The sequence below is a fragment of the Stenotrophomonas sp. JAG2 genome (assembly GCF_041080745.1).
GTDB lineage: Bacteria > Pseudomonadota > Gammaproteobacteria > Xanthomonadales > Xanthomonadaceae > Stenotrophomonas > Stenotrophomonas maltophilia_AA.
This window is the reverse complement of the sequence record NZ_JBEUMH010000003.1, coordinates 330,963-354,688: the sequence shown is the minus strand read 5'-3', so window position 1 is coordinate 354,688 and position 23,726 is coordinate 330,963. Positions and strand designations below refer to the sequence as shown.

Here is a 23,726-nt window from a genome sequence, read left to right as displayed (position 1 = left end):
CTGTAAGGGGAGCCCCCATCACAGCCGATTGGCGGCTACGGCGACGTGAACCGCGCGGTCACGCGTTCTTCGCATGCAGCGCCGGCGTCAGGCCTGCAACGCGCGCCATGCCTGCATCGCCAGGCCGAACGAACGCTTGCGCGCGGCATGATCGTAGATGTTGGCGGTGACCAGCACTTCGTCCGGCTTGTGCCGCGCCACGAAGGCGGCCAGGCCGTCCTGCACCTGCTTCACGTCGCCGACCACCGCACAGGCCAGCGCGCTCTGCACGCCTGCCTTTTCGTGCGGCTGCCAGAACGCTTCGATGTCGTCGATCGGCGGCGGAATCAGACCCGGCAGGCCGCGCCGCAGATTGACGAAGCTCTGCTGCTGGGTGGTGAACAGCCGCTTGGCGTCGGCTTCGGAATCACTGGCAACCACGTTCAGGCCCAGCACCGCGTACGGCGCCTGCAGATACTGCGAGGCGCGGAACTCGCGACGGTAGACCGCCAGCGCTTCGTCCATCGCGTCCGGGGCGAAGTGCGAGGCGAACGCGAACGGCAGCCCCATCGCCGCCGACAGGCGCGCACTGAACAGGCTGGAGCCCAGCAGCCACACCGGTACCGGAATGCCCGCACCGGGCACGGCGCGCACGGCCTGCCCCTTCTGGGCCGGCTCGAAGTAGTGCAGCAGCTCGCGCACGTCCTGCGGGAACTGGTCGGCGCTGTCGAAGTAACGGCGCAGCGCGCGGGCGGTCGGCTGGTCGGTGCCCGGCGCGCGGCCCAGGCCCAGATCGATGCGGTCCGGGTACAGCGAGGCCAGGGTGCCGAACTGCTCGGCCACCTGCAGCGGCGAGTGGTTGGGCAGCATGATGCCGCCGGCGCCGACCCGGATGCGCTGGGTGCCCCCGGCCACATGACCGATCAGCACCGCGGTGGCGGCGCTGGCGATGCCGGGCATGTTGTGGTGCTCGGCCAGCCAATAGCGATGGAAACCCCAGCCTTCGGCGTGCTGGGCCAGGTCCAGCATGTTGGCGAAGGCCTGCGTGGTGTCGCTGCCTTCGCAGACCGGCGCCAGATCAAGAATCGACAGCTGCATCATGAATGCTCGTTCCAACCAGGAGATATCTCACTGAGATGGGGCTGTCCGCGCGGTTTGCCACCGCCCACAAGGCGCGGATGGCAAGACGCTGATTTCCGTCTCGCGACGATTCAGGACAATCAAGGCCGTGAAGACGGCTCAGGCGGCGTCGGCGTCCTGGTCGACCAGCGGTTGCATAGCCGGGTCCAGCGCCACCCGCTCGTCGAACACGAAGCAGCGGCCGTCATAGCCCTCGCCGCCCACGGCCTCGAAATAGCCCAGGATGCCGCCGTCCAGCTGCAGGACGTTGTCCATGCCATCGTTGCGCATCCACAGCGCCGCCTTCTCGCAGCGGATGCCGCCGGTGCAGAAGCTGACCACCGTGCTGTCCTTGAGCGCCTCGCGGTGCGGGGCCAGGGCCTCGGGCAGGTCGGTGAACTTGGTGATCGGCAGCACCAGCGCGTCCTGGAAGGTGCCGTACTCGATTTCCTGGGTGTTGCGGGTGTCCAGCATCACCACCGGCTTGCCCGCGTCATCGTGCCCCTGGCGCAGCCAGCGCTGCACCGTGGCCGGATCGATAGAGGGTGCGCGCGGATAGGCCAGCGGCTGGCCGTCGTCGATGCGGAAACTGATGATCTCCGGCTTGACCTTGGCCTTGAGCCGGGCGAACGGCTGCATGTGGCTGTAGCTGGTCTTCACGCGCAGCCCGGCAAACCGCGGATCCGCCCGCAGCGCGGCGTAGAAGCCGTCGATCCCGGGCTCGGCGCCGGCCAGGAACAGGTTGATGCCCTCGCCCGCCACCAGGATCGTGCCGCGCAGCTGCGCGGCGGTTGCCCGCTCCAGCAGGGTCGCGCACAGCGCGTCCGGGTCGGCGACGGGGGTGAAGTGGTAGGCGGCGGTATTGGCGATCATCCCGCCATTTTAGCCGCTGGGCAGGCGCCGCGCCTGACCCGGCCGGGAATCAGCCGCGCAGCAGCACGAACGGCAGCAGCACCAGCGCGGTCGCGACGGCCATGCCGATCAACACCGCGACCACGAACACCGGGCGGCGCCGGATCAGGCTGCCGAAGGTCTCGGCCGTGCCCTCGCGCAGGGCGGCCTCGCGCTCACCGCGGACGCGTTCGCCGCGCGCCTGCTGGTACTCGGCCATCAGCGCCTTGGCCCGCGGGTGATCCTCGTTGTCGCGGACCCATATCCCGCCAAAGGAGATTCCCCAGGGGCTGGGCTCGGTGCGGTAATGGGCGATGCCCGCCTTGTCCAGCAGGGCGGTGACATCCTGGATTTCATCGTCCGCGACATTGCGCAGGTTGAGCAGCAGTTTCGACATGCGCCCATGATAGCGCCCGGCGATGCGCTACCCTTGCGTCCCCGTTTTTTGGATCCGGAGCCCGCCATGCGCCGTCTGCCGCGTTACCTGCTCGCCCCCCTGATGTTGTCGCTGCTGGCGGCCTGCACCCCGCCCGGCCCGCCGCCCGGTGGCAGCATCGCGCAGTTCGAGAAGATCGACACCCAGCCGGGCACCGGCGCCGAGGCCACGCCGGGCAGCAAGGTCACGGTGCATTACACCGGGTGGATCTACGACGAACGCACCGCCGACAAGCACGGCGACAAGTTCGACAGCTCGGTGGACCGTGGCGAGCCCTTCAGCTTCGATCTCGGCGAAGGCCAGGTCATCAAGGGCTGGGACGACGGTTTCGCCGGCATGAAGGTGGGCGGCAAGCGCACGCTGATGATTCCCGCCGAGTATGGCTATGGCGCCCGCCGCGCCGGCCCGATCGCACCGAACTCCTCGCTGGTGTTCGATGTCGAGCTGCTCGACGTCAAGCCGCGTTGATCCTGCCTGCATGAGCATTGCCCTGACTACCCCACGCCGGGTCGCGATCATCGGCGGCGGTCCCGCCGGCCTGATGGCGGCGGAAACCGTGCGCGCTGCCGGCCACGTCGTCGATCTGTACGAGGCCAAGGGATCACCCGGCCGCAAGTTCCTGATCGCCGGCAAGGGCGGCCTCAACCTGACCCACTCCGATGCGCGCGACGTGTTCGTCTCGCGTTATCGCGAGCATGCGGAGGCGGTAGGCGGCTGGCTGGCCGATTTCGATGCCGAGGCGCTGCGCGCCTGGGCGCTGGCATTCGGCGTGGAGACCTACGTGGGCAGTTCGGGGCGCGTGTTCCCGGTCGACCGCAAGGCCGCGCCGCTGCTGCGCGGCTGGGTGCGCCGGCTGAAGGAACAGGGTGTGCGCTTCCATGTGCAGCATCGCTGGACCGGCTGGGATGACGCGGGCGCGCTGTGTTTCCAGACCCCTGAAGGCGAGACCACCGTGACTGCCGACGCTGTGGTGTTCGCGCTCGGCGGCGGCAGCTGGCCGGAACTGGGGTCGGATGGCGCGTGGGTCTCTCCCATGACCGCGCGCGGCATCGACATCGCCCCGCTGAAGCCGGCCAACTGCGGCTTCGACATCGGCTGGACGCCCTACTTCAGCGAGCGCCAGGCCGGTGCCCCGCTCAAGCCGGTGGTGGCGCACTGGACCGACCTGCAGGGTCAGCCGCGTTCGCTGCAGGGCGAATGCGTGATCACCGCAACCGGGATCGAAGGCAGCCTGATCTATGCGCTGTCGGCCGATCTGCGCGACAGTCTGGCCCGCGATGGCCGGGTGGACCTGCAGCTGGACCTGTTGCCGGGCCAGACCGAAGCGCAGGTGCTGGAGAAGCTGCAGAAGCCGCGCCAGGGCCGCAGTTTCGGCGAGTTCCTGCGTCGCCAGCTCGGCCTGGGCGGGGTCAAATCCGCACTGCTGTTCGAGGTGCTGGGCCGCGAGGCCGGGCAGCTGCCGCAGGACCGGATCGCGCATGCGCTCAAGCGCCTGCCGCTGGCACTGCAGGCACCGCGGCCGATCGATGAAGTGATCAGCACCGCCGGTGGCGTGCGGCTGGAGGCGATGGACGCGCAGTTGATGCTGCGCGAGCGCCCCGGCACGTTCTGCGCCGGCGAGATGCTGGACTGGGAAGCGCCGACCGGCGGTTACCTGCTGACGGCGTGCTACGCCAGCGGGCTGCGCGCCGGCCGTGGCGTGGTGGCGTGGCTGGCGCAGGCATAGATCGCGAGGTGCCGGCCAGCGGCCGGCATCACAGTGTGCGCTGCATGCGCACCGAGGCGAGCGCTACCCCGCTGGGATGCGGATAGCGTTCCTCGCGCAGGGCCTCGAAGCCACAACGGGTGTAGAACGGCACCGCGTTGAGCGAGGCCGAGAGCACCAGCGGACGCGCCGGATCGGCCAACGCCTCCATCGCCTGCATCAAGGTCAGGCCGATGCCACGGCCACCGCAGTCGGGATCGACGAACAGCGCGTCGATCTCATTGCCGTCCCGATCGATCACCCCATACCCCAGCAGGGCGCCGTCGCTGTCTTCGGCGACCACGCAGCCACCGGCCGCCAGCAGCGCGCGATAGTGCGCCGGCGGTGGCGTGCCCGACCAGGGCGCGATCACCTCCGGCGGATACGCCGCGCTGCACAGTTCTCGCACGCAACGCGTGCGCAGCACCCACAGGGCGTCCGCCTCATCGGCACGGCCCACACGCAGTTGAACGGTACGGTCCCCACTCACCGCGATTTGCTCGCACGCAGCGCCTGGATGCGCGCCGGGGGCTGGAAGGAATCGCTGCGCGCATCGGCCCAGTAATCGTGGAAGACGGCATGGTCCGGCACCTTGCGCAGCAGCTCGCCGGGGGCGAGATACCGGTACAGCGATGCCAGCGAACGGATCTCCACCGGCGAGACACGGCGCAGGATGTGCTCCGGCCCCAGCTCCGACGGATCACTGAGGCCGGCCGCGCACAGCAGGTCGCGCAGCGCACGCAGCGTGTTCTCGTGATAGCTGTGCACGCGCGTGGCCTTGTCGGTCGCATCCAGGTGGCGCCAGCGATTCGGGTTCTGCGTGGCGATGCCGGTCGGGCATTTGTCGCTGTGGCAGCTCAGCGACTGGATGCAGCCCAGCGCGAACATGAAACCCCGCCCGGCATTGCACCAGTCCGCGCCCAGCGCGATGGTGCGGGCGATTTCGAACGCGCTGGTCACCTTGCCGGCCGCGCCGACCCGGATGCGATCGCGCAGGTCCAGACCGACCAGGGTGTTGTGCACCAGCAGCAGGGCTTCATGCATCGGCACGCCGACATGATCGATGAACTCGGCCGGTGCCGCGCCGGTACCGCCCTCGGCCCCGTCGACCACGATGAAGTCCGGCAACAAGCCGGTCTCCTGCATCGCCTTGGCGATGCCGAACCACTCCCAGGGATGACCGATGGCCAGCTTGAAACCGACCGGCTTGCCGCCGGACAACTCCCGCAGCCGCGCCACGAACTGCAGCAGCTCGACCGGCGTGTTGAACGCGCTGTGCTTCGACGGCGAGACGCAATCCACGCCCATCGGCACGCCGCGGGTGATCGAGATTTCCTCGCTGACCTTGGCCGCCGGCAGCACGCCGCCGTGGCCGGGCTTGGCACCCTGCGAGAGCTTGATCTCGATCATCTTGACCTGATCGTGGTTGGCGTTGGCGACGAACTTCTCTTCGCTGAAGCCACCCGCATCGTCACGGCAGCCGAAGTAGCCCGAGCCGATTTCCCAGACCAGATCGCCACCCATCTCACGGTGATACGGTGAGATCGATCCTTCGCCAGTGTCGTGGTAGAAACTGCCGCGCCGCGCGCCCTCGTTGAGTGCGCGGATCGCATTGGCCGACAGCGAGCCGAAGCTCATCGCGGAGATGTTGAACACACTGGCCGAATACGGCTTGGCGCAGTTCGGGCCGATCTGGATGCGGAAATCGTGGTGGCCGATCTCGGTCGGCGCGATCGAATGGTTGATCCATTCGTAGTCCACGGCATAGGTGCTGCGCAGCGTGCCGAACGGCACCACGTCCATTTCATTTTTCGAGCGCTGGTAGATCAGGGCGCGCTGCTGCCGCGAGAACGGCACGTCCTCCAGATCGCTCTGCACGAAATACTGGCGGATCTCCGGGCCGATCGATTCCAGCCCGTAGCGGAAGTGCGCCAGCACCGGGTAGTTGCGCCGCAGCGTGCTGCGTTTCTGTAGCAGATCCCAGGTGCCCAGCACCGCCAGTGCGGCCGTCACCCCCACGCCCCAATACCAGGCGGGCCAGATCGTGGCCAACCACAGGCAGACCGGGAACAGCAGGATGGCGAGCAGATACGCGAGATAGCGATGCATGGCTTTCCTCAATCAATAGCTGCCCCGAGTCTACAGGCGGTCGTCCACCACTTCCCGGGGCCATACGGATTTGACGTCGTACACCACGCCACCAGGCGTGAGCAGCGCGCGCACCTGCGCCGCGTCGAAGGCGCGGAAACGATCATGCGCCACCGCCAGCACCACGGCGTCATAGCCGGCCGCCGCCGGTGCCTCGACCCAGTGCACTCCCGCATCGGCAAGCGCGGCCGGCCCGACCCACGGGTCCTGCACGTCCACCCGCGCGCCACTGGCCTGCAGCCGCTGCGCCAGCTCCAGCGCACGGCTGTTGCGCAGGTCCGGGCAGTTCTCCTTGAAGGTCACGCCCAGCACCAGCACGCGCGCCTGTGCGACGGCGATGCTGCGCGAGGCCAGCAGCGCCAGCACCCGCTGTGCGACGTGCTCGCCGACACGGTTGTTGACCTGGCGCGCGGTGTGGATCAGATCGGGGTGATACCCCACGCTCTCGGACTTGTGCAGCAGGTAATACGGGTCCACGCCGATGCAGTGGCCACCGACCAGGCCGGGGCGGAACGGCAGGAAGTTCCACTTGCTGCCGGCGGCGTCCAGCACATCCTGGGTGTCGATGCCGAGCCGGTCGAAGATCAGCGCCAGCTCGTTGACCAAGGCGATGTTGACGTCGCGCTGGATGTTCTCGATCACCTTGGCCGCTTCGGCCACGCGGATCGAGGGCGCCGGCCAGGTGCCGGCGGTGATGATGCCCTTGTACAGCGCGTCGACCACGGCGGCGACCTCGGGCGTCGAGCCGGAGGTGATCTTGCGGATATCCGGCAGCCGGCGTTCGCGGTCGCCCGGATTGATCCGCTCGGGGCTGTAGCCGCAGTAGAAATCGACGTTGAAGCGCAGTCCCGATCCTGCTTCCAGCAGCGGCACGCACACTTCTTCGGTGGTGCCGGGATAGACCGTGGATTCGTAGATCACGATATCGCCGGGCGTGAGCAGGCCGGCGATCAGGGTGCTTGCACTGCGCAACGGCGCCAGGTCGGGCTGCTCGTGCGCGTCGATCGGGGTCGGCACGGTGACGATGTATACATTGCACTCGGCCAGATCCGACGGATCGGCGGTGTAACGCGCGTGCACCGCGGCGGCGAGTTCGTCCGCCTCCAGTTCCAGGGTGTGGTCCACCCCACGCTGCAGCTCCGCCACGCGCGCGTGGTCGATGTCGTAGCCGATCGTGGCGTGTTTTCCGCCGAAGGTCACCGTCAACGGCAGCCCGACGTAGCCGAGCCCGATGACGCCGATGCGCGGGGCGAGCGCGGCGGAGATGGCCTGCGTCATCGAGCGGCTCCGCACCGCGGAACCGGGCCGGCCATCAGGCGGGGCATCATCAGGGAATACGTCATGCGCTACGGAACCGGGGGTGCAGGTGATGCAAGCCTAACGCGCCGGACCCTGCCCCACAAAGAACAAAGCCGCCGCCCGCGGAGAGTACGGACGACGGCCAAAGGAATAATGGTCCAGCTGCGGTTACTACCCTTTCAGACAGCCTCCAAGGGCAAACCTCGCAAGACTGGTCACAGCTGGTAGAAACATACTAGGCGCTGAGCCGTGATCATTCTGTTACGGCCAGCGTTGTTTTGCGTTACGACCCCAGCGTCACTGCCGCCGGTTCCAGTTCCCCGGAGACACCGGTCCAGGCAGCGAGCAGACATCCGAACCCCGCCAACGTGTCGTCGCCAGCCGCAGGTCGCGACTGGAATCCCTGCCACGGCGCGTCGGCGATGCGCGCGAGCGCAGTCGGGTCGACCGCTGCCGATGCCATCGTCCAGCGCGGGAAATGACGCGCGTCCACCGGACCACGCGCGAGTTCGCGAAGATTCGTATGGATGCGTGCGTTGAACACGCGCTGGAACACCGAGTCGACGCCGTCCTCCGGCCCTTCGAAGTACTGCAGGAAGCGCTGGCCGTCGAACATCAGCACGCCGGTCACGCCCGCCACTTTGTTGAATCCCACTGCTGCCTGCAGAATCTGATCGATATCAGACGTTTCGATTCCTTCGATAGCGTCGCTGACATAAGCGACCGCATGCAGCGGCATGAATTATTTCCTTGATGAACTTGAGCTGACTATGCCACGAAGCATTCGCACTGGGTAGACGCCCCGCCATCGCGCTCATTCCGGCACCAGGACCTCGTAGCCCCGGGCCCGCAGTTGATCGGCATAGCCACCGGGCGTGACCATTGACGTCACCGGGACGGTGGCGAAGGTCACCGCATTGCGACGCAGCGCATCGCTGGCCATGTCCATCCATTTGCGATGCGCCTGGGCATCGACGTCGGCCAGCCCGCGCCGCCGCCCGAACTCGCTGGTCGCCACCGCATCCACGCAGGCCAGGTACTGCCCTTTCACCGCCAGGCTCTCCAGCGCCGCGATGTCGCCAACCGACCAGGCATTGGCCCGCTCGGCCAGCAGCGGCAGGCCATGCTCGACCACGTCCAGCGTGCGGCGGAAGCACTCCACGTCCTGCAGTGCGGTGCCGCGTACTTCCTTGAGCGCTTGCCGCGGGTCGGCGATCTTGATCGTCACCCGCGTCGATACCGGTGTGAGGCCGTGGGCCTTGCTGGCCTTCTCCACCACCTTGGACACCGGCGAGGAATGCCCCAGGCCGACATCCTTGAGGGCGGCCGCATACAGCTCCCCTGCAGCGACCAGCGGCCGGTCCTTCTCGATACCCTTGTCGCGCCCGATATGACGCTGCTTGAGTACCTCCCAGCGCGCGTAGAGATCGGGTGGCAGGCGCTCGCGCAGCGTGCGCCCGTCCGGGTCACGCGCGGCCTTCATCGCCGAGGGCAGCAGGGTCAGTCCGCGGAAGAAACCCACATCGGCGTCCAGCGTCCAGCCGGGTGAGCCAAGCACCTCCTGCGCGCTGGCGATCACGGCCCGCACCTCGTCGGCGCGCCATTCCAGCTTGGCAGGCAGCGGCGACACGGTACCGAGAATCCACAGGGTGTGGCCCTGCGCGTCGCGGACCTGCCACATGCCGGGCCCGGGCTGCTCGCCCGAGACCAGCACCGGCGCGAGGTCGATCACCTCGCCCGCAGCTTCCTTCGGCGCCGGCGGCAGCGTCGGATCCTGGGCGTGGGCGGCGCCGCCGAGCAGCAGCGCGACGCTCCACACCAGTGCTTTCCCTGCACATGCTGCGTTTGCCATGAGGCCTGTCCGAAGAGAGTTGCTGCGCAGCCTACGGTGGCGCGCGTCCGGCTGCGTAAAGTTTGCGTTGCGCGCGATTCCAAAGAACCTTGGTGCCCGGGGCCGGAATCGAACCGGCATGGGGTTGCCCCCGGCGGATTTTAAGTCCGATGCGTCTACCAGTTTCGCCACCCGGGCAACGGCGCGCATAGGGTGCCTGATCACGCCGGGTTTTGGAATGCACGCGCGCCGATGCGCCCCTGCTCAGATCGCGCGCGAGTACCGCACCGGCTGGTCCGGCTGGGCCAGATAGCGGTCGAAACACATCGCCAGCAGCCGCAGCAGCGGACGTCCGCGCTCAGTGACCCGCACCACGCCCTGCGTGTACTCGGCCAGGCCGTCGGCCTGCAGTGCGGCCAGCGCGCGCAGCCCGTCGGCGAAATACGTCTCGAAGTCCACCCCGTGCCGTGCCGCAAACGCCCTGCCATCCACCTCGCCCTGGCACATCAGCTGGCCGATCAGCTCGGCGCGCAGCACGTCGTCCGGGTCCAGCGCCAGGCCGCGCCAGACCGGCAGCCGCCCCGCATCCACCGCCGCTTCCCAGGCCGGCAGCTCGCGCGGATTCTGACTGTAGGTGTTGCCGATGTGGCTGATCGCGCTGGCGCCAAGGCCGACCAGATCGGTATCGGAATGCGTGGTGTAACCCATGAAGTTGCGGTGCAGTTGACCCGCGCGTTGTGCGCGCGAGAGGTCTTCCTCCGGCAGCGCGAAGTGGTCCATGCCGATGTACTGATACCCCGCCTCGGAGAGCCGTTGCACCGCCAGGCCGAGCAGGGCGAGTTTCTGTTCGGGGCTGGGCAGATCCGCATCGGCGATCTGGCGCTGCGCGCGGAACAGATGTGGCAGGTGCGCGTAGCCATACACGGCCAGGCGATCCGGCCCCTCGCGCAACACCGTTTCCAGCGTCTGCGCGAACCCGGCCAGCGTCTGTTTCGGCAGCCCATAGATCAGATCGACATTGACCGAGCGCAACCCGTACTCGCGGCATGCACGCAGGATATCCAGCGTGGCTTCCACGCCCTGCTCGCGGTTGATCGCCTTCTGCACATCGGGATCGAAGTCCTGCACGCCCAGGCTGGCGCGATTGAAGCCCAGTTCGGCCAGTACCGCGATGTCGGCGCGCGTAACGAAGCGCGGATCGAGCTCGATGGAAAAGTCGCGCGAGGCCGCCGTGCTCAGCGTGAAGCGCTGGCGCAGCCCCTCGATCAGCTCGCGCATCTGTGCCGGCGCGAGGAAGTTAGGCGTGCCGCCGCCGAGGTGCAGCTGGATCACCTCCCGCGCCGGATCGAACTGCGGCGCCATCAGGTCCGCCTCGCTCAGCACCCGCGCGACATAGGCGATGCCCTTGCCATGGTCACGGGTGATGACCCGGTTGCAACCGCAGTAGAAGCACGGGCTGCTGCAGTACGGCACGTGGACGTACAGCGACAACGGTCGCCCAAGCCGGTTGCTGTCCACGATGGCTCCGCGCAGGGCCGATTCACCGTAGCCGTCATGAAAGTGCGGCGCGGTCGGATAGGAGGTGTAGCGCGGGCCGGGCCGATCATGGCGGCGCAGCAGCTCGGGGTCGAAGTGCCAGGCGAGCCCGGCGGCGGCAGGCGAGAAAGTATCCATGTCGCCAGCGTGCGCGTACATGGGCGCGCGCGCATTGCGTCAGATCAATTCAGGCCCGGGCGCCCCGCCATCGGCAGGCTGGGCCAGCGCAGCATCTGGAAGCGGCGCCAGAACGTATCGGCGATGCGCTCGGCGACATCATCGGCCAGCCGCTGCATCGGCACGTTGCCGCATTCGGCAGTGGTCTGCCGGAACAGCGCCAGCCAGCGGTCGAAAAGATCGCGGTCGAGCTCGTCCATGGCCATGTGCTTGGGCATCGGCGCGCCTTTGAAGCGACGCGTGCCGCGCAGCATCGCCGACCAGAAATCGACCAGCTGGGCCAGGTGCGCATCCCAGTCGTGGATCCGTGCCGCGAACACCGGCGCCAGGCGCGGCTCCTCGCGCACTCGCGCGTAGAAGTCGTGCACCAGGCGGGTGACCTCGTCCTCGCTGCACAGGTCCAGCGCCGGGAGGGGCAGCGTGTTGTCGGTGGGATCGGCCATGAACATCCTCGGGCGGCAACGCCCAGCATCGTCGGCAGGGTCCGCCGCTGCCTTGATCAGGATCAATGAAGCCGGTGGCGAAGCCTTCTAGTCTGGGAGCTCGACAGGAAGCGCGCACCCGCGATCCCGGCCCCCGGTCGGCGCGAAGTATAGCCCCGCCCTGCCCCCTCCTCCTGAGCGTGGCCGCAATGAACGACCTGCACGACCCGCCCGACGGCAGCCGCCGACGGCTGATCCAGCAATGGGGCGCCATCCTGTGGCCCAGCTTCGTCGCCGCCGGCCTGGCCAGCGTGGTGTTCTTCGCCTTCGTTGACCCATTGCGCCTGCGCGACATCAGCTTCCCGCAGCATGAGATCAGCCGCGAGCTCGGCTATACGCTGGGCTTTTTCATGTTCTGGGCGGTCACCGCCGCCGCCAGTGCGATCACCGGATACCTGCTGCGGCCGATGCCCGGCGACGACGACGATCTGCCGCTGGGGTGACCATGTCCAAGCGCGTGCCCCTGCACCTGGTCGATACCCCGCCGGCGTCCCCGCCAGCACAGCCGCACACGCCGCTGCGCTGGCGTCCGCTGTTGTCCGCGCTGCTGCTGGCCGGGTTCTACGCGCTGCCGTGGCTGCGCTGGGACGGCCGCCAGGCGCTGCTGTTCGACCTGACCGCGCGCCGCTTCGATCTGTTCGGCTGGACGCTCTGGCCGCAGGACGTGGGCCTGCTGTTGGGGCTGGCCGCCGTGCTCGGCGCCGCGCTGGTACTGGTCACCAACCTGGCCGGACGGGTGTGGTGCGGCTATGGCTGCCCACAGACCCTGTGGAGCCGGCTGTTCCGCTGGATCGAACAGGGCATTGCGCGCCGGGTGCCGGCCGCGGGTGCGGCGCGCGCGATCAAGCACCTGGCGTGGATGCTGGTGGCGGCATGGACCGGTATCACCTTCGTCGGCTTCTTCAGTCCGATCCACGGGCTGGTCGGCACGTCATGGCCGCCGCTGTGGAGCGGATGGGAGACCTTCTGGATCGTGTTCTATGCGGCGGCCACCTGGGGCAATGCCGGTTTCCTGCGCGAGCATGTCTGCCGCGAGCTGTGCCCGTATGCACGCATCCACGGCATGTTCTGCGACAGCGACACCCCGCGGATGCACTACCACGCGCGCCGCGGCGAACCACGTGGAGCGCGCGTGCCGGGGTTGGGCGGTGTCGAGGCGCGTGGCCGCGGGCTGCTCGACCCCACCAGCGCCCGCGATTACGCCTTCCGCGCCGCGCATGAAGACATCGCCGGCCCGATGCCGCGTTTCAGCGCCGACCGCCTGGGTGATTGCCTGGATTGCGGCGCCTGCGTCAGCGTCTGTCCGATGGCGCTGGACGTGCGTGCCGGGCCACACGCGGACTGCATCGGCTGTGGCGACTGCCAGGATGCCTGCGATGCACGGATGCGCGCGGCGCAGTTCCCGATCGGCCTGATCCGGTACACCAGCACGGCGGCCATGCAGCAACGTCCCGCGCGCTGGCTGCGCCCACGCACGCTCGCCGCGGCCGGCACGCTGCTGGCGCTGCTGGGTATCGGTCTTCATCACGTGTCGTAGCGCCGCGCTGGCGGTGTTCCCCCTGCGGATTCCCGGTCCCCCGACCCGGTCTCAGCGTGCGCGTGCCCGCGCACTGCGCGGCGGCACCAACTGCGCCCGCCGCACGATCCCCAACTGTTCGATGATCAACGCCAGCTCATTGGTGACACGGGTTCGCGCGGTGCCCTGCGCCGGTGGGACCAAGCGCTCGAGCACGCGCTGGTAGGTGGACCAGAATTCCGGGCCGCAGCCATGTTTCACGTAGCTGGCTTCCAGCTCGGTTCGCACTCCGTCAGCCAAGTCATGTTCGCCGTATTCCATACGACCTCCGTGGGACTTGCTTGCTTCAGAGACGACAAAACCCCCTCAGGGGCGGATTCACTTCGGGTTCACTTAAAATTTGCACGGTCGTTGCATTAAGTCAATTACCCGGCCGGCAAACGCAGACGCCATGATGAACCGTTCATAATGCGCCCCGCCCGCATCTGCATCATGCAGCTGCGGTATTGACAGCAATATGTCAGTGGCGGCCCCGCGGATAATCGGTGACCGTCAGGCCTCACTCCCCCGGGAAACTTCACGGGAGGCACGCTCACTCGGCGGACGAGCGGGTTTCCTGGACCCCGGCGCGCTCGGGCAGGTGCGGTGCGACGAACCGCATGAGACGCTCCATTGCACTGTCCACCGGCGGGCCGCCCAGGCTGCGATCGGCAAACGCCTCCCAGTCACCGGCCGACAACTCCGCGATCAGGGTCGGGTCCACGCCCAGCCAGCGCATGCTCCAGTACGGGAAATAACGCTGCGGCACGCGTGTATGGCCGAGTTTGTGGATGGCCCGATGGCTGCGCGCCTGCAGCACGCGCTCATGCACGGCGGACACACCATCATCCGGACCTTCGAAATACTGCAGGAACCGACTGCCATCGCAGAGCAGCACACCGGTGACCCCAGCCAGGCTGTTGAAGCGGATGGCATCTTCGACAAGAGCATCGAGATGCGCCGCAGACAACGGGCCCGCAACGTCGCTGACATACGCGATCGCGCACAGGGGCATGGGTAAACTCCGACAATTTCAAACCACTATGCTGGCACTTTCAGGTACCTAAATAAAGCCACTGCCTGAAGCGTTCAGAACAGGGCGGGTTTTACTGCCGCGGGGCAATCGAACTGCGGACCGCCTCACTGAAGGCATCGAGCAGGAACGGTTTGGCGATCATCGCCATGCCGTTGTCGAGAAACGCTGAGCGTTCCTGCGCTTTCTCCGCGTAGCCGGTCATGAACAGCACGGGCAATGCCGGGCGCGACTGCCGCGCGATTTCCGCCAGCTGTCGTCCGTTGAGGCCCGGCAGCCCGACATCGGTGATCAGCAGGTCGATTTTCTTCGACGAGCCCAGGATCGGGATGGCGCCGTCGGCATCGCCGACCACTTCGGCGGTATACCCGAGATCCTCCAGCACCACGGTCACCAGCATGCGCACCTGCTCGTCATCCTCCACCACCAGGATCGACTGCCCGGCGCCGAGCGACACCGGCGGTGCGCTGGGGGCGTCGTCGTGTTCGGTGACTTCGTGGACCACCGGCATGAACAGCGACACCGTGGTGCCCTGCCCCGGCGTGGAGTCCACGGTGATGTGGCCGCCGGACTGCTGCATGAAGCCGTAGATCATCGACATGCCCAGGCCGGTGCCCTTGCCGATCGGCTTGGTGGTAAAGAACGGCTCGAAGATGCGCTCCACCACTTCCGGGGGCATGCCGGTACCGGAATCGGCGACGGACACCACCGCGTACTCGCCGGCCGGAATGGTCGGCAGCTCGCCGTCGGCGACGTGGACGTGCAACGTGCGCAGCTGCAACTCCCCGCCATCGGGCATCGCGTCACGCGCATTGATGGCCAGATTCAGCAGCGCGCTTTCGAACTGGTTGCTGTCCAGGTTCGCGCGCAGCGGCGTCTCGCTGATGGCCATCTGGATGCGGATCGTTTCGCCCAGGGTGCTGCGCAGCAGGTCCTGGACCGAACCGACCAGCTCATTGAGTTCCACCGTCCTGGAATCCAGCGATTGCCGGCGCGAGAACGCCAGCAGCCGCTGCGTGAGCGCCGCCGCGCGCTGGCTGGAGGCGGTCGCCGCATCGAGGAAGCGCTCCAGCCCATCCATGCGCCCCATCTCCAGGCGCATGCGTACGATATCCAGCGAGGACAGGATGCCGGTCAGCATGTTGTTGAAGTCGTGCGCGATACCGCCGGTCAATTGCCCGATCGCGTCCATTTTCTGCGACTGGCGCAGGGCGGCTTCACTGGCCTCGCGCGCGGCCATCTGGCGTTCCAGTTCGGCGGTGCGCTCGGCCACCATCGCCTCGAGGTCCAGCGCGTGCTGCTGGCTGGTCTCCAGGGCGAGTTTGGACGCGGTGATATCGGTGACGAACACATGGAAACCGTCCGGCGCGCCTTCCGCATTGAAACGCGGCGAGTAGCGGATTTCACTGTCGCGTCGGCGGCCGTCACTGAACGGCCAGTTGGCTTCGAACACGATGTGCTCTCCCGCCAGCGCGCGTTCGATCAGCGGCCGGCGGCTGGTCCACACGTCCTGCCCGAACACCTCCGGCACGCGCTTGCCGATCACCTCCACTACAGGGCGCTCGAACCAGGCTTCATAGGCCTTGTTCGCGAAGCGGTAGTGCAGGTCGCGGTCGATGAAGGCGATCAGCACCGGCATGGCATCGGCGACCAGGCGCAGCTCGGCCTCGCTGCGCTCCAGTGCGGCCCGTCCATCGGCCAGCGCCTGCATCTGGTCGCGCACCAGGAACTGCTTGTCGCGCGCCCTCAGCGCGCTCTGCACGGAGCTGAGCAGCGAACTGCTGCCCAACGGCCGATCCAGTTCGATGATGTTGATCGCCAGCTGCAGGCCGGGATTGGCCAACGGGCGCTTCTGCGAGCGCGGCGAGCGCAGCAGGATGAAGGGGATGTCCGACCAGGACGGCTGCCGGGCCAGCGGCTCCAGCAGGGCGCCCGCACCTTTGGTCACCGCCTCTTCGGTGACGACCACGGCGCCCACGTCATCGTCGAGCGCATCGCCCAGCCGCGACAGGCTGTCGTGGATCGTGGTGTTCAGTCCGGACGCGTGGAGCACCGAAGCGATGCTCTCCGCATCGCGCCCGAACGGGGCAAAGATGTGGATCGCCCCGGACGCGCCATCATTCCGCACTGGCGAGGCCAAGCAGATGCGCCGTATTGCCCACGAACTCCGGCGTGCCGGTCAGGATGCCCTTGAATTCGTCCAGGGGCGCACTGAGCGAAATGCCCTTGCCGTCGATCTTCAACTCCCGGATCGTGTTCTCGTGCGCACCACCGCGGTTCTTGATGACCGAGATCGCCTTGCGGATGCGGCCCTGCGATTCGAAGAAACGGAACAGCACGACCGAGTCGGCGATATAGGAGACGTCGAGGTTGCCGGTCGACATCGTTCCGACCAGGCCATGTTGCGGATTGATCAGGAGGGTCGCCACGCCCTTCTGGTTGAGATACGAAAGCATCTCATGCAGCTGCAGCATGAGCTGCTTCTCCTGCGGCATCGCGGTGACGTAGCCGATGAGGCTGTCGATCACCAGCAGCTGGCAGTGACGTTCCTCGACCGCACGCTGCAGGTTCCAGGCGAACTCGCCCGGCGAGATCTCCGCCGGATCGACCTGTTGGATTTCCAGCAGTCCCGAGTCGAGATGCTTGCTCAGATCGATGTCCAGCGATTCCGCGCGGGCCAGAAGCGTGCCGATGCGCTCATCGAACTCGAAGATGCAGCAGTGCTCGCCGCGCTCGCACGCAGCCCAGACGTACTGCAGCGCCACGTTGGTCTTGCCGCTCCCAGCGGGGCCGGTCAGCAGCGTACTGGTGCCACGCAAGGGTCCGCCACCGAGCAGGCTGTCGATCTCGCCCACCCCGCTGCTGATGGGCGTACCCACGAACTTGGCGTGGTGATCCAGCGCGATCAACCGCGGGAACACGACCAGCCCGCCCTCGCGGATGGTCATGTCGTGGTAGCCGGCGGTGAAGTTCACCCCGCGCAGTTTCTGCACATGCATGCGGCGGCGTGCCGGGCCGAAATCCAGCGTCAACCGCTCCAGCGACACCACGCCATGACACAGACTGTGCAGCTGGCCATCGCGCTCTTCGCCGGAGGCGGTCATGTCATCGACCAGCACGACCGTCGCGCTTTTGGGCGCGAAGAACTGCTTGAGCGAGAGAATCTGGCGACGGTAACGCAGCGGGTCCTGCGACAGCAGCCGCAGTTCGGACAGCGAATCGAAGACCACGCGATGCGGCTTGATGCGCTCGACCTCGCGAAGGATCAGCTTGACCGTTTCGTCCAGCTCCACTTCCCAGGAGTGCAGGACGGACTGCAGCCGCCCATCGCCGAGCGCTTCTTCCGCCGAAGCCAGCTCGAACAGCTCCAGCCCCTCCAGCGACCAATCGTGGGCATCGGCGACCTCGCGCAGTTCGTCTGCCGTCTCCGAGAGCGTGATGTACAGGCAGCGCTCCCCCTTGCTCAATCCATGCAGCAGGAACTGCAGGGACAGCGTGGTCTTGCCCGATCCGGGGGGCCCCTCCAGCAGGTACAGCCGCCCTTGGGGAAAGCCTCCGCCAAGAACGCTGTCGAGCCCTTCGATCCCGGTTGCTACGCGCGCTTTTTGTGTCTGCATAAGGTTGCCAATGTGGACGGCTGCAGCATACGAAGCGCCCTGTGTAGGCCCCGTCGGCTCTGCCCGCCAACCTGAATGGAGACCCACAACGCACAAAGCCCGCTTTCGCGGGCTCTGGGCTTGTTTCTATTTGGAGGCCTGGGTCGGAATTGAACCGGCGTACGCGGATTTGCAGTCCGCTGCATGACCACTCTGCCACCAGGCCGGTGACCCTACGATCATCGAAGGCGTGTTGCATGCCCCGATAAAACAAGACCCCGAGAACGGGGCCTGGTCAGGATTTGGAGCGGGAAACGAGACTCGAACTCGCGACCTCAACCTTGGCAAGGTTGCGCTCTACCAACTGAGCTATTCCCGCAAAATCAAGCGTGCATGTTACCGAAACCACTCGAAACACGCCAGCTTTTTCACACCTTTTTTCACATCCCGGTCGATGCCGCCGGACCGGATGCCCGCGTGCCACCGCGGAGAAAAACAAGGCCCCAAGGGGGCCCTGTCGAAATCTGGAGCGGGAAACGAGACTCGAACTCGCGACCTCAACCTTGGCAAGGTTGCGCTCTACCAACTGAGCTATTCCCGCAGACTTTCGCTTGCCCCGACCGCACCGCACCCTGGGGCGCTGGAGGCTGTCGGCCCCTCGACCTGCGTCGAAGGAGCGCTATTCTGTCGGAATTCCTTCACGTCGTCAACATCCTTTTGGCCGCAACTTGGTCTGGTTCCCGACCCTGCCAACAGCCCGCCACACCCGCACCCCAGGCCGATGGACATTGCGCCGCGCGGGGCGGTCACGGCGGCCTCCGGCAGCTCCCCCGTGCTCCTCCAGCACAAAGTCCCCCATGTCCAGCCTGCCAGACGCTGACGTGCCGAAGCGCCCACCCGGCCAGCACGTCGTTGCGGTTCTCCGCGGCCCGCTTGCACTTTTCCCACAAATTGTATTGTCAAAGGAAGTGCGACGCCGTCTGATGCATGCAATGCAACGGACCCCACACCTGAAGATTCCGACACCCATGGCATGCACCTCCGGCAGCAGCGCCAGGCTGATGCTGTCTGCACTCAACTACATTCAATGTTGCCCTGCCCGCATGGCCGCCACCTGTACCGGACTGTTATTGACCGCGTCGGTGGTAGCCGCCCCCGTGACGCTCGTATTCCCGCTACCCGATGGCAACCACCTGAGCGTTTCCGCCAGCGACAAGCACGTACACGCGCAGCGGATGTCGGGGAAACGTCGGGCAATTTCCGTGGATTCCGACCTGCGGCGGGTGCTCATGCAGGCCAATACCGTGTTTCCGATCAACCGCAGCGGCTTCATGCTGGAGGGCGGTCCGGGCGTAACGCTGTTCGTGCGCACGGCATCCAATCCCGGCCATCCGATGGACTACTGCGGTTCGGGGCGGGAAGACCAGGTGCTGCTGATCGAAGTACGCGCGAACCGACTGGTCTTGCTCGACCGACTGCTGCTCGACAGCTGCTTACGCTCCATTGCAGTGATAGCAGACCTGGGCGACTCGCCACAGGAAGCCGTGGAGCCCATGGCATATCCGTGGGTGGCTCGATTTCAGGCGCTCAACATGGATGGCCCTTATCCGCGCTGCGTTCGCATCGCACATCAAAGACTCTGGGTAGACGACTCCTGCGAGACAAGCGAGCGGCCTCAGCCTGAGTAGTCGCCCGGCCCGTCATGGTCGTCGGGGCTGCTGTGCTGACGGAGTGAACCCATGATGCAGATGCATACGCGAGGCACCGCGCGCATACGAAAAAAGCGACCCGGGAGGTCGCTTTTTTCGGCGTTTCCGTTCGCGACGGATCGCGATGGACACAGTATCTGGAGCGGGAAACGAGACTCGAACTCGCGACCTCAACCTTGGCAAGGTTGCGCTCTACCAACTGAGCTATTCCCGCTTGGGAGGCGAAATTCTACAGCCAAATGCAGGGCTGTCAACAGCCCTTTACGGATTCTTTTTTGCCTTGGCGCTCTCACGCGCGAGGCGTTCGTCTTCTCGCAGGCTCGGCCAGGCGGCGTGCAGGTACTGCAGGCCCGACCACAGCGTCAGGATCGAGGCGATCGCCAGGGTCCAGTCACCGATATGGAAAACCTGGATGCCCATCCAGATGTCCTGCATCGGGGTGTGTGGTGCGACCGAATACAGCAGGCACAGCAGCGCGACCATCTGCGCGGTGGTTTTCACCTTGCCGATCACGGCCACGCGCACCTTGGCGCGCTGGCCGATTTCCGCCATCCATTCGCGGAGTGCGGAGACGGCGATCTCACGGCCGACGATCACCGCCGCCCAGACCGCCATCCACGCCGTGGGATGGCCCTGCACGATCAGGAACAGCGCCACGGCCACCATCAGCTTGTCCGCGACCGGATCCAGGAACGCGCCGAACGCGGACTGCAGGTCGTAGCGGCGGGCGATCCAGCCGTCGAGCCAGTCGGTGAGCGCGGCCAGGCCGAAGATCGCCGCGGAGGCGAAATTGGTCCACTTGTAGGGGAGATAGAACACCAGCACCAGCACGGGGATCATCACGATCCGCAGCAGGGTCAGCCAGGTGGGGAGGGTCAACTTCATTGCGTCTCTCTACTCGCCCGCCGCGTCGGGCGTGGGCAGTCCATGAAGGTTAGCGTAGATACGCGCAGCGAGGGCGTCATTGATGCCTTCCACCTTCGCGATTTCCGCTTCGCCGGCGGCTTTCAGGCCGACCAGGCCGCCGAAGTGTTTGAGCAGGCTGGCACGTCGGCGCGGGCCGATGCCGGGGATATCTTCGAGTTTGCTGGTCATGCGGGCCTTCTGGCGGCGCCCGCGGTGGCCGGTGATGGCGAAGCGATGGGCCTCGTCGCGCACCTGCTGGATGAACTGCAGCGCCGGTGAGGCCGCGCCCGGGCGCAGCTCGCGGCCGTCCGGCATGACCAGGGCTTCATGCCCTGCCCTGCGCTCCACGCCCTTGGCCACGCCGACCAGCATCACCCCTTCCACGCCCAGATCGGCCAGCGCGGCCTGCGCCTGGGCCAACTGGCCGGCGCCACCATCGATCAACAGCAGATCGGGCAGCACGCCATCCTCTTCGACCGCACGGCGGAAGCGCCGCTCGATCGCCTGGCGCATGGCGGCATAGTCATCGCCCGGTTCGATCCCGCTGATGTTGAAGCGGCGGTACTGGCTGCGCACCGGGCCCGCCGCATCGAACACCACGCACGAGGCCACGGTGGCTTCGCCCATGGTATGGCTGATGTCGAAACACTCCACCCGCTTGACCTGCTCGGTGAGACCGAGCATCTGGCGCAGGTCTTCGCTGCGCGCGTGCTGCGCGGTGCGGCTGCCCAGTTCGGTGACCAGGGTGATCTGCGCATTGCGCGCGGCCAGCTCCACATACCCGGCGCGCTCGCCACGGACATTCCACCGCAGCTGCACCTTGTGCTCGGCGGAAGCACTCAGCGCTGATTCGATCAGGCTGGCATCGGGAATCTCTCGGTCGAGCAGGATCTCGCGCGGAGGGGCGTGCTCGGCGTAATACTGGGATACGAACGCGCCCAGCACTTCGTCGGCGCTCTCTTCGCCATTGGTGCGCGGGAAGAACGGCCGCGTGCCCATGTTGCGGCCATCACGGAAGGCCAGCAGCAGCACACAGGCACTGGCGCCCTGGGTGGCGCAGGCGAGCACGTCCAGGTCGGCGGCACGGCCGTCCACGTACTGACGGGTCTGCATGCTGCGCAGCGAGGCGATCAGATCACGCAGGCGCGCGGCCTGCTCGAACTCCAGTGCTTCGCTGGCGGTCTGCATCTGGGTGCCGAGCTCGCGCGCGAGCTGGTCGCTCTTGCCTTCCAGGAACATCGAGGCGCGGCGCACGGATTCGGCATAGTCCTCCGGCGCCACCAGGTCCACGCACGGCGCGCTGCAGCGGCCGATCTGGTACTGCAGGCAGGGCCGCGAGCGGTTGCGGAACACGCTGTCTTCGCAGCTGCGCAGCTTGAACAGCTTGTGCATCAGGTTGAGCGTTTCACGCACCGCGGTGACACCCGGGTACGGCCCGAAGTACCGCCCCGGCACGGCGCGCGGGCCACGGTGCAGCGCGATGCGCGGCCATTGCTCCCGGGTCAGCAGCACGTGCGGGTAGGTCTTGTCGTCGCGCAGGGAGACGTTGTAGCGCGGCGAGAGCGACTTGATCAGCTGGTTTTCCAGCAGCAGCGCCTCGGCTTCCGAGCGGGTCACGGTCACGTCCATGCGCGCGACCTGCGACAGCATCGACATGATCCGCGTGGTCTTGGGCGTGCCGTTGAAATAACTGCCCACGCGATTGCGCAGCGCACGCGCCTTGCCGACGTACAGCAGGGTGTCGTCGGCAGCGTACATGCGGTACACGCCGGGGGCGGTGCTCAGGTGGGCCGCAAATGCCTTGCCATCGAAGGCGGGGGCGGAAGAAACAGTCATTCGTTGATCGGCACGTCGCTCAGGACACCACTGACGGGGTCGAAACGGAGGACGGCATGGGCGTCGGTTTCCGCGATCCAGACCGCACCGCCGCCCAGCGCCAGGCCGGCCGGGCCATGCAGGCGGCGCGGCAACTCCAGCGTGCTCAGCTCGCCCCCGCCGAGGCGCAGCGTGCGCAGACGGCCGTTGCCGGCATCGGCGATCCACAGCAACGGGGCATCCGGACTCAGCGCGATCGCCTGCGGGTACTGCAGCAGTGCCGAGGCACGCGGGCCATCCTGTTCGCCGAAGGTCCACAGGCCCTGCCCGACCAGTGTCTGCACCAGGTCGCCGCGCAGCTGCATGGCGCGGATCGACGAGCCGAGCGCATCGCAGACGTACAGCACCTGCTGGACCGCCGCGACCGAGCACGGCTGCGCGAACGCGGCCAGATGACCGCTACCGTCGCGCGCGTCGATCGCGCCGCTGCCGGCGCGCCACTGCAGGCTGCGCTGGCCGAGGTGATAGGTCCAGATGCGGTTGTCGCCAGCCATCGCGATATGGATCTGGTTGTCGGCGACCGCCAGGCCCTGCGGGTGGTTGAGCGCCGTACGGCGCGGATCGGCTACCGGCCCTTCGATCGGCTCGCCGGGGCGCCCGGTGCCGCACAACGTATCGACCTGGCCGGACAGCAGATGGATGCGGCGCACCGCATGGTTGCCGGTGTCGGCAACGTACAGCCATTCGCGCTCCAGCGCGAGGCCCTGCGGGTGGTGGAAGGCCGCTTCGGCCTGGCTCCCGTCCATGAAATCGGCGGTACCCATGCCGAACTGGCGCAGCACGCGGCCACCGTGGCTGCATTCCAGCACGCGGTGATGGCCGGTATCGGCGATGTACAGGCGCTCGGTGGTCACCGCCAGCCCGGTCGGGAAGCGCAGCGCGAGGCGCGGCTCGGGGCTCAGTTCGCGGGCACCGTGCAGGTCGTCATCGGACGGCCGCGCGCTGCCTTCGCAGAGGGCCGTGAGGGCGCGGTCCAGTTCGCCGCCGAGGCCGACCAGCCGTTCGCGCTCGCGCCCCTGGGCATCCAGCAGGACCAGGGTCGGCCACGCGGTCACGCCGAAGCGGCGCCAGCCGTCCCACTCCGCATCCAGCAGGGCCGGGGCGTTCAGGCCCTGGCGCCGGAGCAGTTTCAGCGACTGCGCCGGATCGCGCTCGCCATCGAAACGCGGCACCTGCAGCACCAGCAGCTGCAGCTTGCCCGGGTTGCGCGACTGCCACTGGGCCAGCTCGGCCAGCCGCTGCGCGCACCACACCGAGGCGGCATTGACGAAGGCCAGCACCACCGGCCGTCCCTGCAGCTCGGCGAGGGTGGTCGGCGGGGCGTTGAGCCAGGTGGCGAATTCGGGCAGATCCTGGACGGGCTGGACGTTCATGCCCCGATTATGCCGGACTCGGCGTCATGCATCCGTC

Annotated in this window: 22 protein-coding genes and 5 tRNA genes; 5 read left to right on the top strand and 22 right to left on the bottom strand. The window is 67.1% G+C overall.

The window, feature by feature from the left end; translation table 11 throughout:
- Positions 1-87 precede the first annotated feature (87 nt).
- The 3 genes from AB9O74_RS05750 to AB9O74_RS05740 form a co-directional block, all read right to left on the bottom strand.
- Positions 88-1,080: an LLM class flavin-dependent oxidoreductase gene (locus AB9O74_RS05750; RefSeq protein ID WP_179459265.1), complete on the bottom strand. Its 993-nt coding sequence runs from the start codon at positions 1,078-1,080 to the stop codon at positions 88-90.
- Between the two features lie 138 nt (positions 1,081-1,218).
- Complete coding sequence (locus AB9O74_RS05745) at positions 1,219-1,971, bottom strand: sulfurtransferase (RefSeq protein ID WP_369348723.1); 753 nt, start codon at positions 1,969-1,971, stop codon at positions 1,219-1,221.
- Between the two features lie 49 nt (positions 1,972-2,020).
- The gene (locus AB9O74_RS05740; protein ID WP_176989617.1) at positions 2,021-2,386 is read right to left on the bottom strand and encodes a DUF6164 family protein; all 366 of its coding nucleotides are present in this window, start codon (positions 2,384-2,386) and stop codon (positions 2,021-2,023) included.
- Positions 2,387-2,452: 66 nt separating this feature from the next.
- On the opposite strand from AB9O74_RS05740, the gene AB9O74_RS05735 reads away from it, so the two are divergent.
- Both AB9O74_RS05735 and AB9O74_RS05730 read left to right on the top strand, forming a co-directional pair.
- Positions 2,453-2,893, top strand: a complete 441-nt coding sequence (locus AB9O74_RS05735; RefSeq protein ID WP_369348722.1) for an FKBP-type peptidyl-prolyl cis-trans isomerase — start codon at positions 2,453-2,455, stop codon at positions 2,891-2,893.
- A 10-nt stretch (positions 2,894-2,903) separates the two neighbouring features.
- Positions 2,904-4,151: a TIGR03862 family flavoprotein gene (locus tag AB9O74_RS05730; protein ID WP_369348721.1), complete on the top strand. Its 1,248-nt coding sequence runs from the start codon at positions 2,904-2,906 to the stop codon at positions 4,149-4,151.
- Positions 4,152-4,179: 28 nt separating this feature from the next.
- Here AB9O74_RS05730 and AB9O74_RS05725 read toward each other — a convergent pair whose 3' ends face one another.
- The 8 genes from AB9O74_RS05725 to AB9O74_RS05690 all read right to left on the bottom strand — a co-directional run bounded on the left by AB9O74_RS05725 (position 4,180) and on the right by AB9O74_RS05690 (position 11,609).
- Positions 4,180-4,659, bottom strand: coding sequence for a GNAT family N-acetyltransferase (locus tag AB9O74_RS05725; RefSeq protein ID WP_369348720.1), 480 nt, complete (start codon positions 4,657-4,659; stop codon positions 4,180-4,182).
- A complete protein-coding gene (locus tag AB9O74_RS05720) occupies positions 4,656-6,278 on the bottom strand; it encodes an FMN-binding glutamate synthase family protein (protein ID WP_369348719.1) in 1,623 nt (540 codons plus the stop codon). The genes AB9O74_RS05725 and AB9O74_RS05720 overlap by 4 nt, the downstream gene beginning before the upstream one ends.
- 30 nt (positions 6,279-6,308) lie before the next feature.
- Positions 6,309-7,595 (bottom strand): nucleotide sugar dehydrogenase, encoded by a 1,287-nt coding sequence (locus AB9O74_RS05715; protein WP_176989612.1) that lies wholly within the window; start codon positions 7,593-7,595, stop codon positions 6,309-6,311.
- A gap of 304 nt (positions 7,596-7,899) precedes the next feature.
- The gene (locus AB9O74_RS05710) at positions 7,900-8,355 is read right to left on the bottom strand and encodes a BLUF domain-containing protein (RefSeq protein WP_369348718.1); all 456 of its coding nucleotides are present in this window, start codon (positions 8,353-8,355) and stop codon (positions 7,900-7,902) included.
- 75 nt (positions 8,356-8,430) lie between these two features.
- Positions 8,431-9,468 (bottom strand): TraB/GumN family protein, encoded by a 1,038-nt coding sequence (locus AB9O74_RS05705; protein WP_369348717.1) that lies wholly within the window; start codon positions 9,466-9,468, stop codon positions 8,431-8,433.
- A 90-nt stretch (positions 9,469-9,558) separates the two neighbouring features.
- A tRNA-Leu gene (locus AB9O74_RS05700) sits at positions 9,559-9,645 on the bottom strand.
- 66 nt (positions 9,646-9,711) lie between these two features.
- Positions 9,712-11,121, bottom strand: a complete 1,410-nt coding sequence (hemN, locus tag AB9O74_RS05695; protein WP_369348716.1) for an oxygen-independent coproporphyrinogen III oxidase — start codon at positions 11,119-11,121, stop codon at positions 9,712-9,714.
- Positions 11,122-11,165: 44 nt separating this feature from the next.
- On the bottom strand, positions 11,166-11,609 hold the full coding sequence (locus AB9O74_RS05690; RefSeq protein WP_369348715.1) for a group III truncated hemoglobin: 444 nt from the start codon (positions 11,607-11,609) through the stop codon (positions 11,166-11,168).
- Between the two features lie 182 nt (positions 11,610-11,791).
- Between AB9O74_RS05690 and AB9O74_RS05685 the strand changes: the two genes are divergently transcribed.
- Positions 11,792-12,085 carry a hypothetical protein gene (locus AB9O74_RS05685; RefSeq protein WP_179459275.1) on the top strand — a complete coding sequence of 98 codons (294 nt, stop codon included), beginning with the start codon at positions 11,792-11,794 and terminating at the stop codon, positions 12,083-12,085.
- 2 nt (positions 12,086-12,087) lie between these two features.
- Positions 12,088-13,179, top strand: a complete 1,092-nt coding sequence (locus tag AB9O74_RS05680) for a 4Fe-4S dicluster domain-containing protein (RefSeq protein WP_369348714.1) — start codon at positions 12,088-12,090, stop codon at positions 13,177-13,179.
- A 51-nt stretch (positions 13,180-13,230) separates the two neighbouring features.
- Here AB9O74_RS05680 and AB9O74_RS05675 read toward each other — a convergent pair whose 3' ends face one another.
- The 7 genes from AB9O74_RS05675 to AB9O74_RS05645 form a co-directional block, all read right to left on the bottom strand.
- Positions 13,231-13,479 carry a hypothetical protein gene (locus AB9O74_RS05675; RefSeq protein ID WP_346490797.1) on the bottom strand — a complete coding sequence of 83 codons (249 nt, stop codon included), beginning with the start codon at positions 13,477-13,479 and terminating at the stop codon, positions 13,231-13,233.
- A 271-nt stretch (positions 13,480-13,750) separates the two neighbouring features.
- Positions 13,751-14,212: a BLUF domain-containing protein gene (locus AB9O74_RS05670; RefSeq protein ID WP_369348713.1), complete on the bottom strand. Its 462-nt coding sequence runs from the start codon at positions 14,210-14,212 to the stop codon at positions 13,751-13,753.
- Positions 14,213-14,303: 91 nt separating this feature from the next.
- Positions 14,304-16,358 (bottom strand): ATP-binding protein, encoded by a 2,055-nt coding sequence (locus AB9O74_RS05665; protein ID WP_369348747.1) that lies wholly within the window; start codon positions 16,356-16,358, stop codon positions 14,304-14,306.
- Positions 16,348-17,859, bottom strand: a complete 1,512-nt coding sequence (locus AB9O74_RS05660; RefSeq protein ID WP_369348746.1) for an ATPase domain-containing protein — start codon at positions 17,857-17,859, stop codon at positions 16,348-16,350. Before AB9O74_RS05660 ends, AB9O74_RS05665 begins: the two co-directional genes overlap by 11 nt.
- Before the next feature lie 119 nt (positions 17,860-17,978).
- A tRNA-Cys gene (locus AB9O74_RS05655) sits at positions 17,979-18,052 on the bottom strand.
- A gap of 77 nt (positions 18,053-18,129) precedes the next feature.
- Positions 18,130-18,205, bottom strand: a tRNA-Gly gene (locus AB9O74_RS05650).
- Positions 18,206-18,351: 146 nt separating this feature from the next.
- Positions 18,352-18,427: transfer RNA gene (locus AB9O74_RS05645), tRNA-Gly, on the bottom strand.
- 427 nt (positions 18,428-18,854) lie between these two features.
- On the opposite strand from AB9O74_RS05645, the gene AB9O74_RS05640 reads away from it, so the two are divergent.
- Positions 18,855-19,514 carry a hypothetical protein gene (locus tag AB9O74_RS05640; protein WP_369348712.1) on the top strand — a complete coding sequence of 220 codons (660 nt, stop codon included), beginning with the start codon at positions 18,855-18,857 and terminating at the stop codon, positions 19,512-19,514.
- 159 nt (positions 19,515-19,673) lie between these two features.
- On the opposite strand, the gene AB9O74_RS05635 is transcribed toward AB9O74_RS05640, so the two are convergent.
- The 4 genes from AB9O74_RS05635 to AB9O74_RS05620 form a co-directional block, all read right to left on the bottom strand.
- A tRNA-Gly gene (locus tag AB9O74_RS05635) sits at positions 19,674-19,749 on the bottom strand.
- A gap of 47 nt (positions 19,750-19,796) precedes the next feature.
- The gene (gene pgsA / locus AB9O74_RS05630; RefSeq protein ID WP_369348711.1) at positions 19,797-20,420 is read right to left on the bottom strand and encodes a CDP-diacylglycerol--glycerol-3-phosphate 3-phosphatidyltransferase; all 624 of its coding nucleotides are present in this window, start codon (positions 20,418-20,420) and stop codon (positions 19,797-19,799) included.
- 9 nt (positions 20,421-20,429) lie between these two features.
- Positions 20,430-22,277 (bottom strand): excinuclease ABC subunit UvrC, encoded by a 1,848-nt coding sequence (uvrC, locus tag AB9O74_RS05625; protein WP_176989600.1) that lies wholly within the window; start codon positions 22,275-22,277, stop codon positions 20,430-20,432.
- Positions 22,274-23,689: a hypothetical protein gene (locus AB9O74_RS05620; RefSeq protein ID WP_369348710.1), complete on the bottom strand. Its 1,416-nt coding sequence runs from the start codon at positions 23,687-23,689 to the stop codon at positions 22,274-22,276. Before AB9O74_RS05620 ends, uvrC begins: the two co-directional genes overlap by 4 nt.
- Positions 23,690-23,726 lie beyond the last annotated feature (37 nt).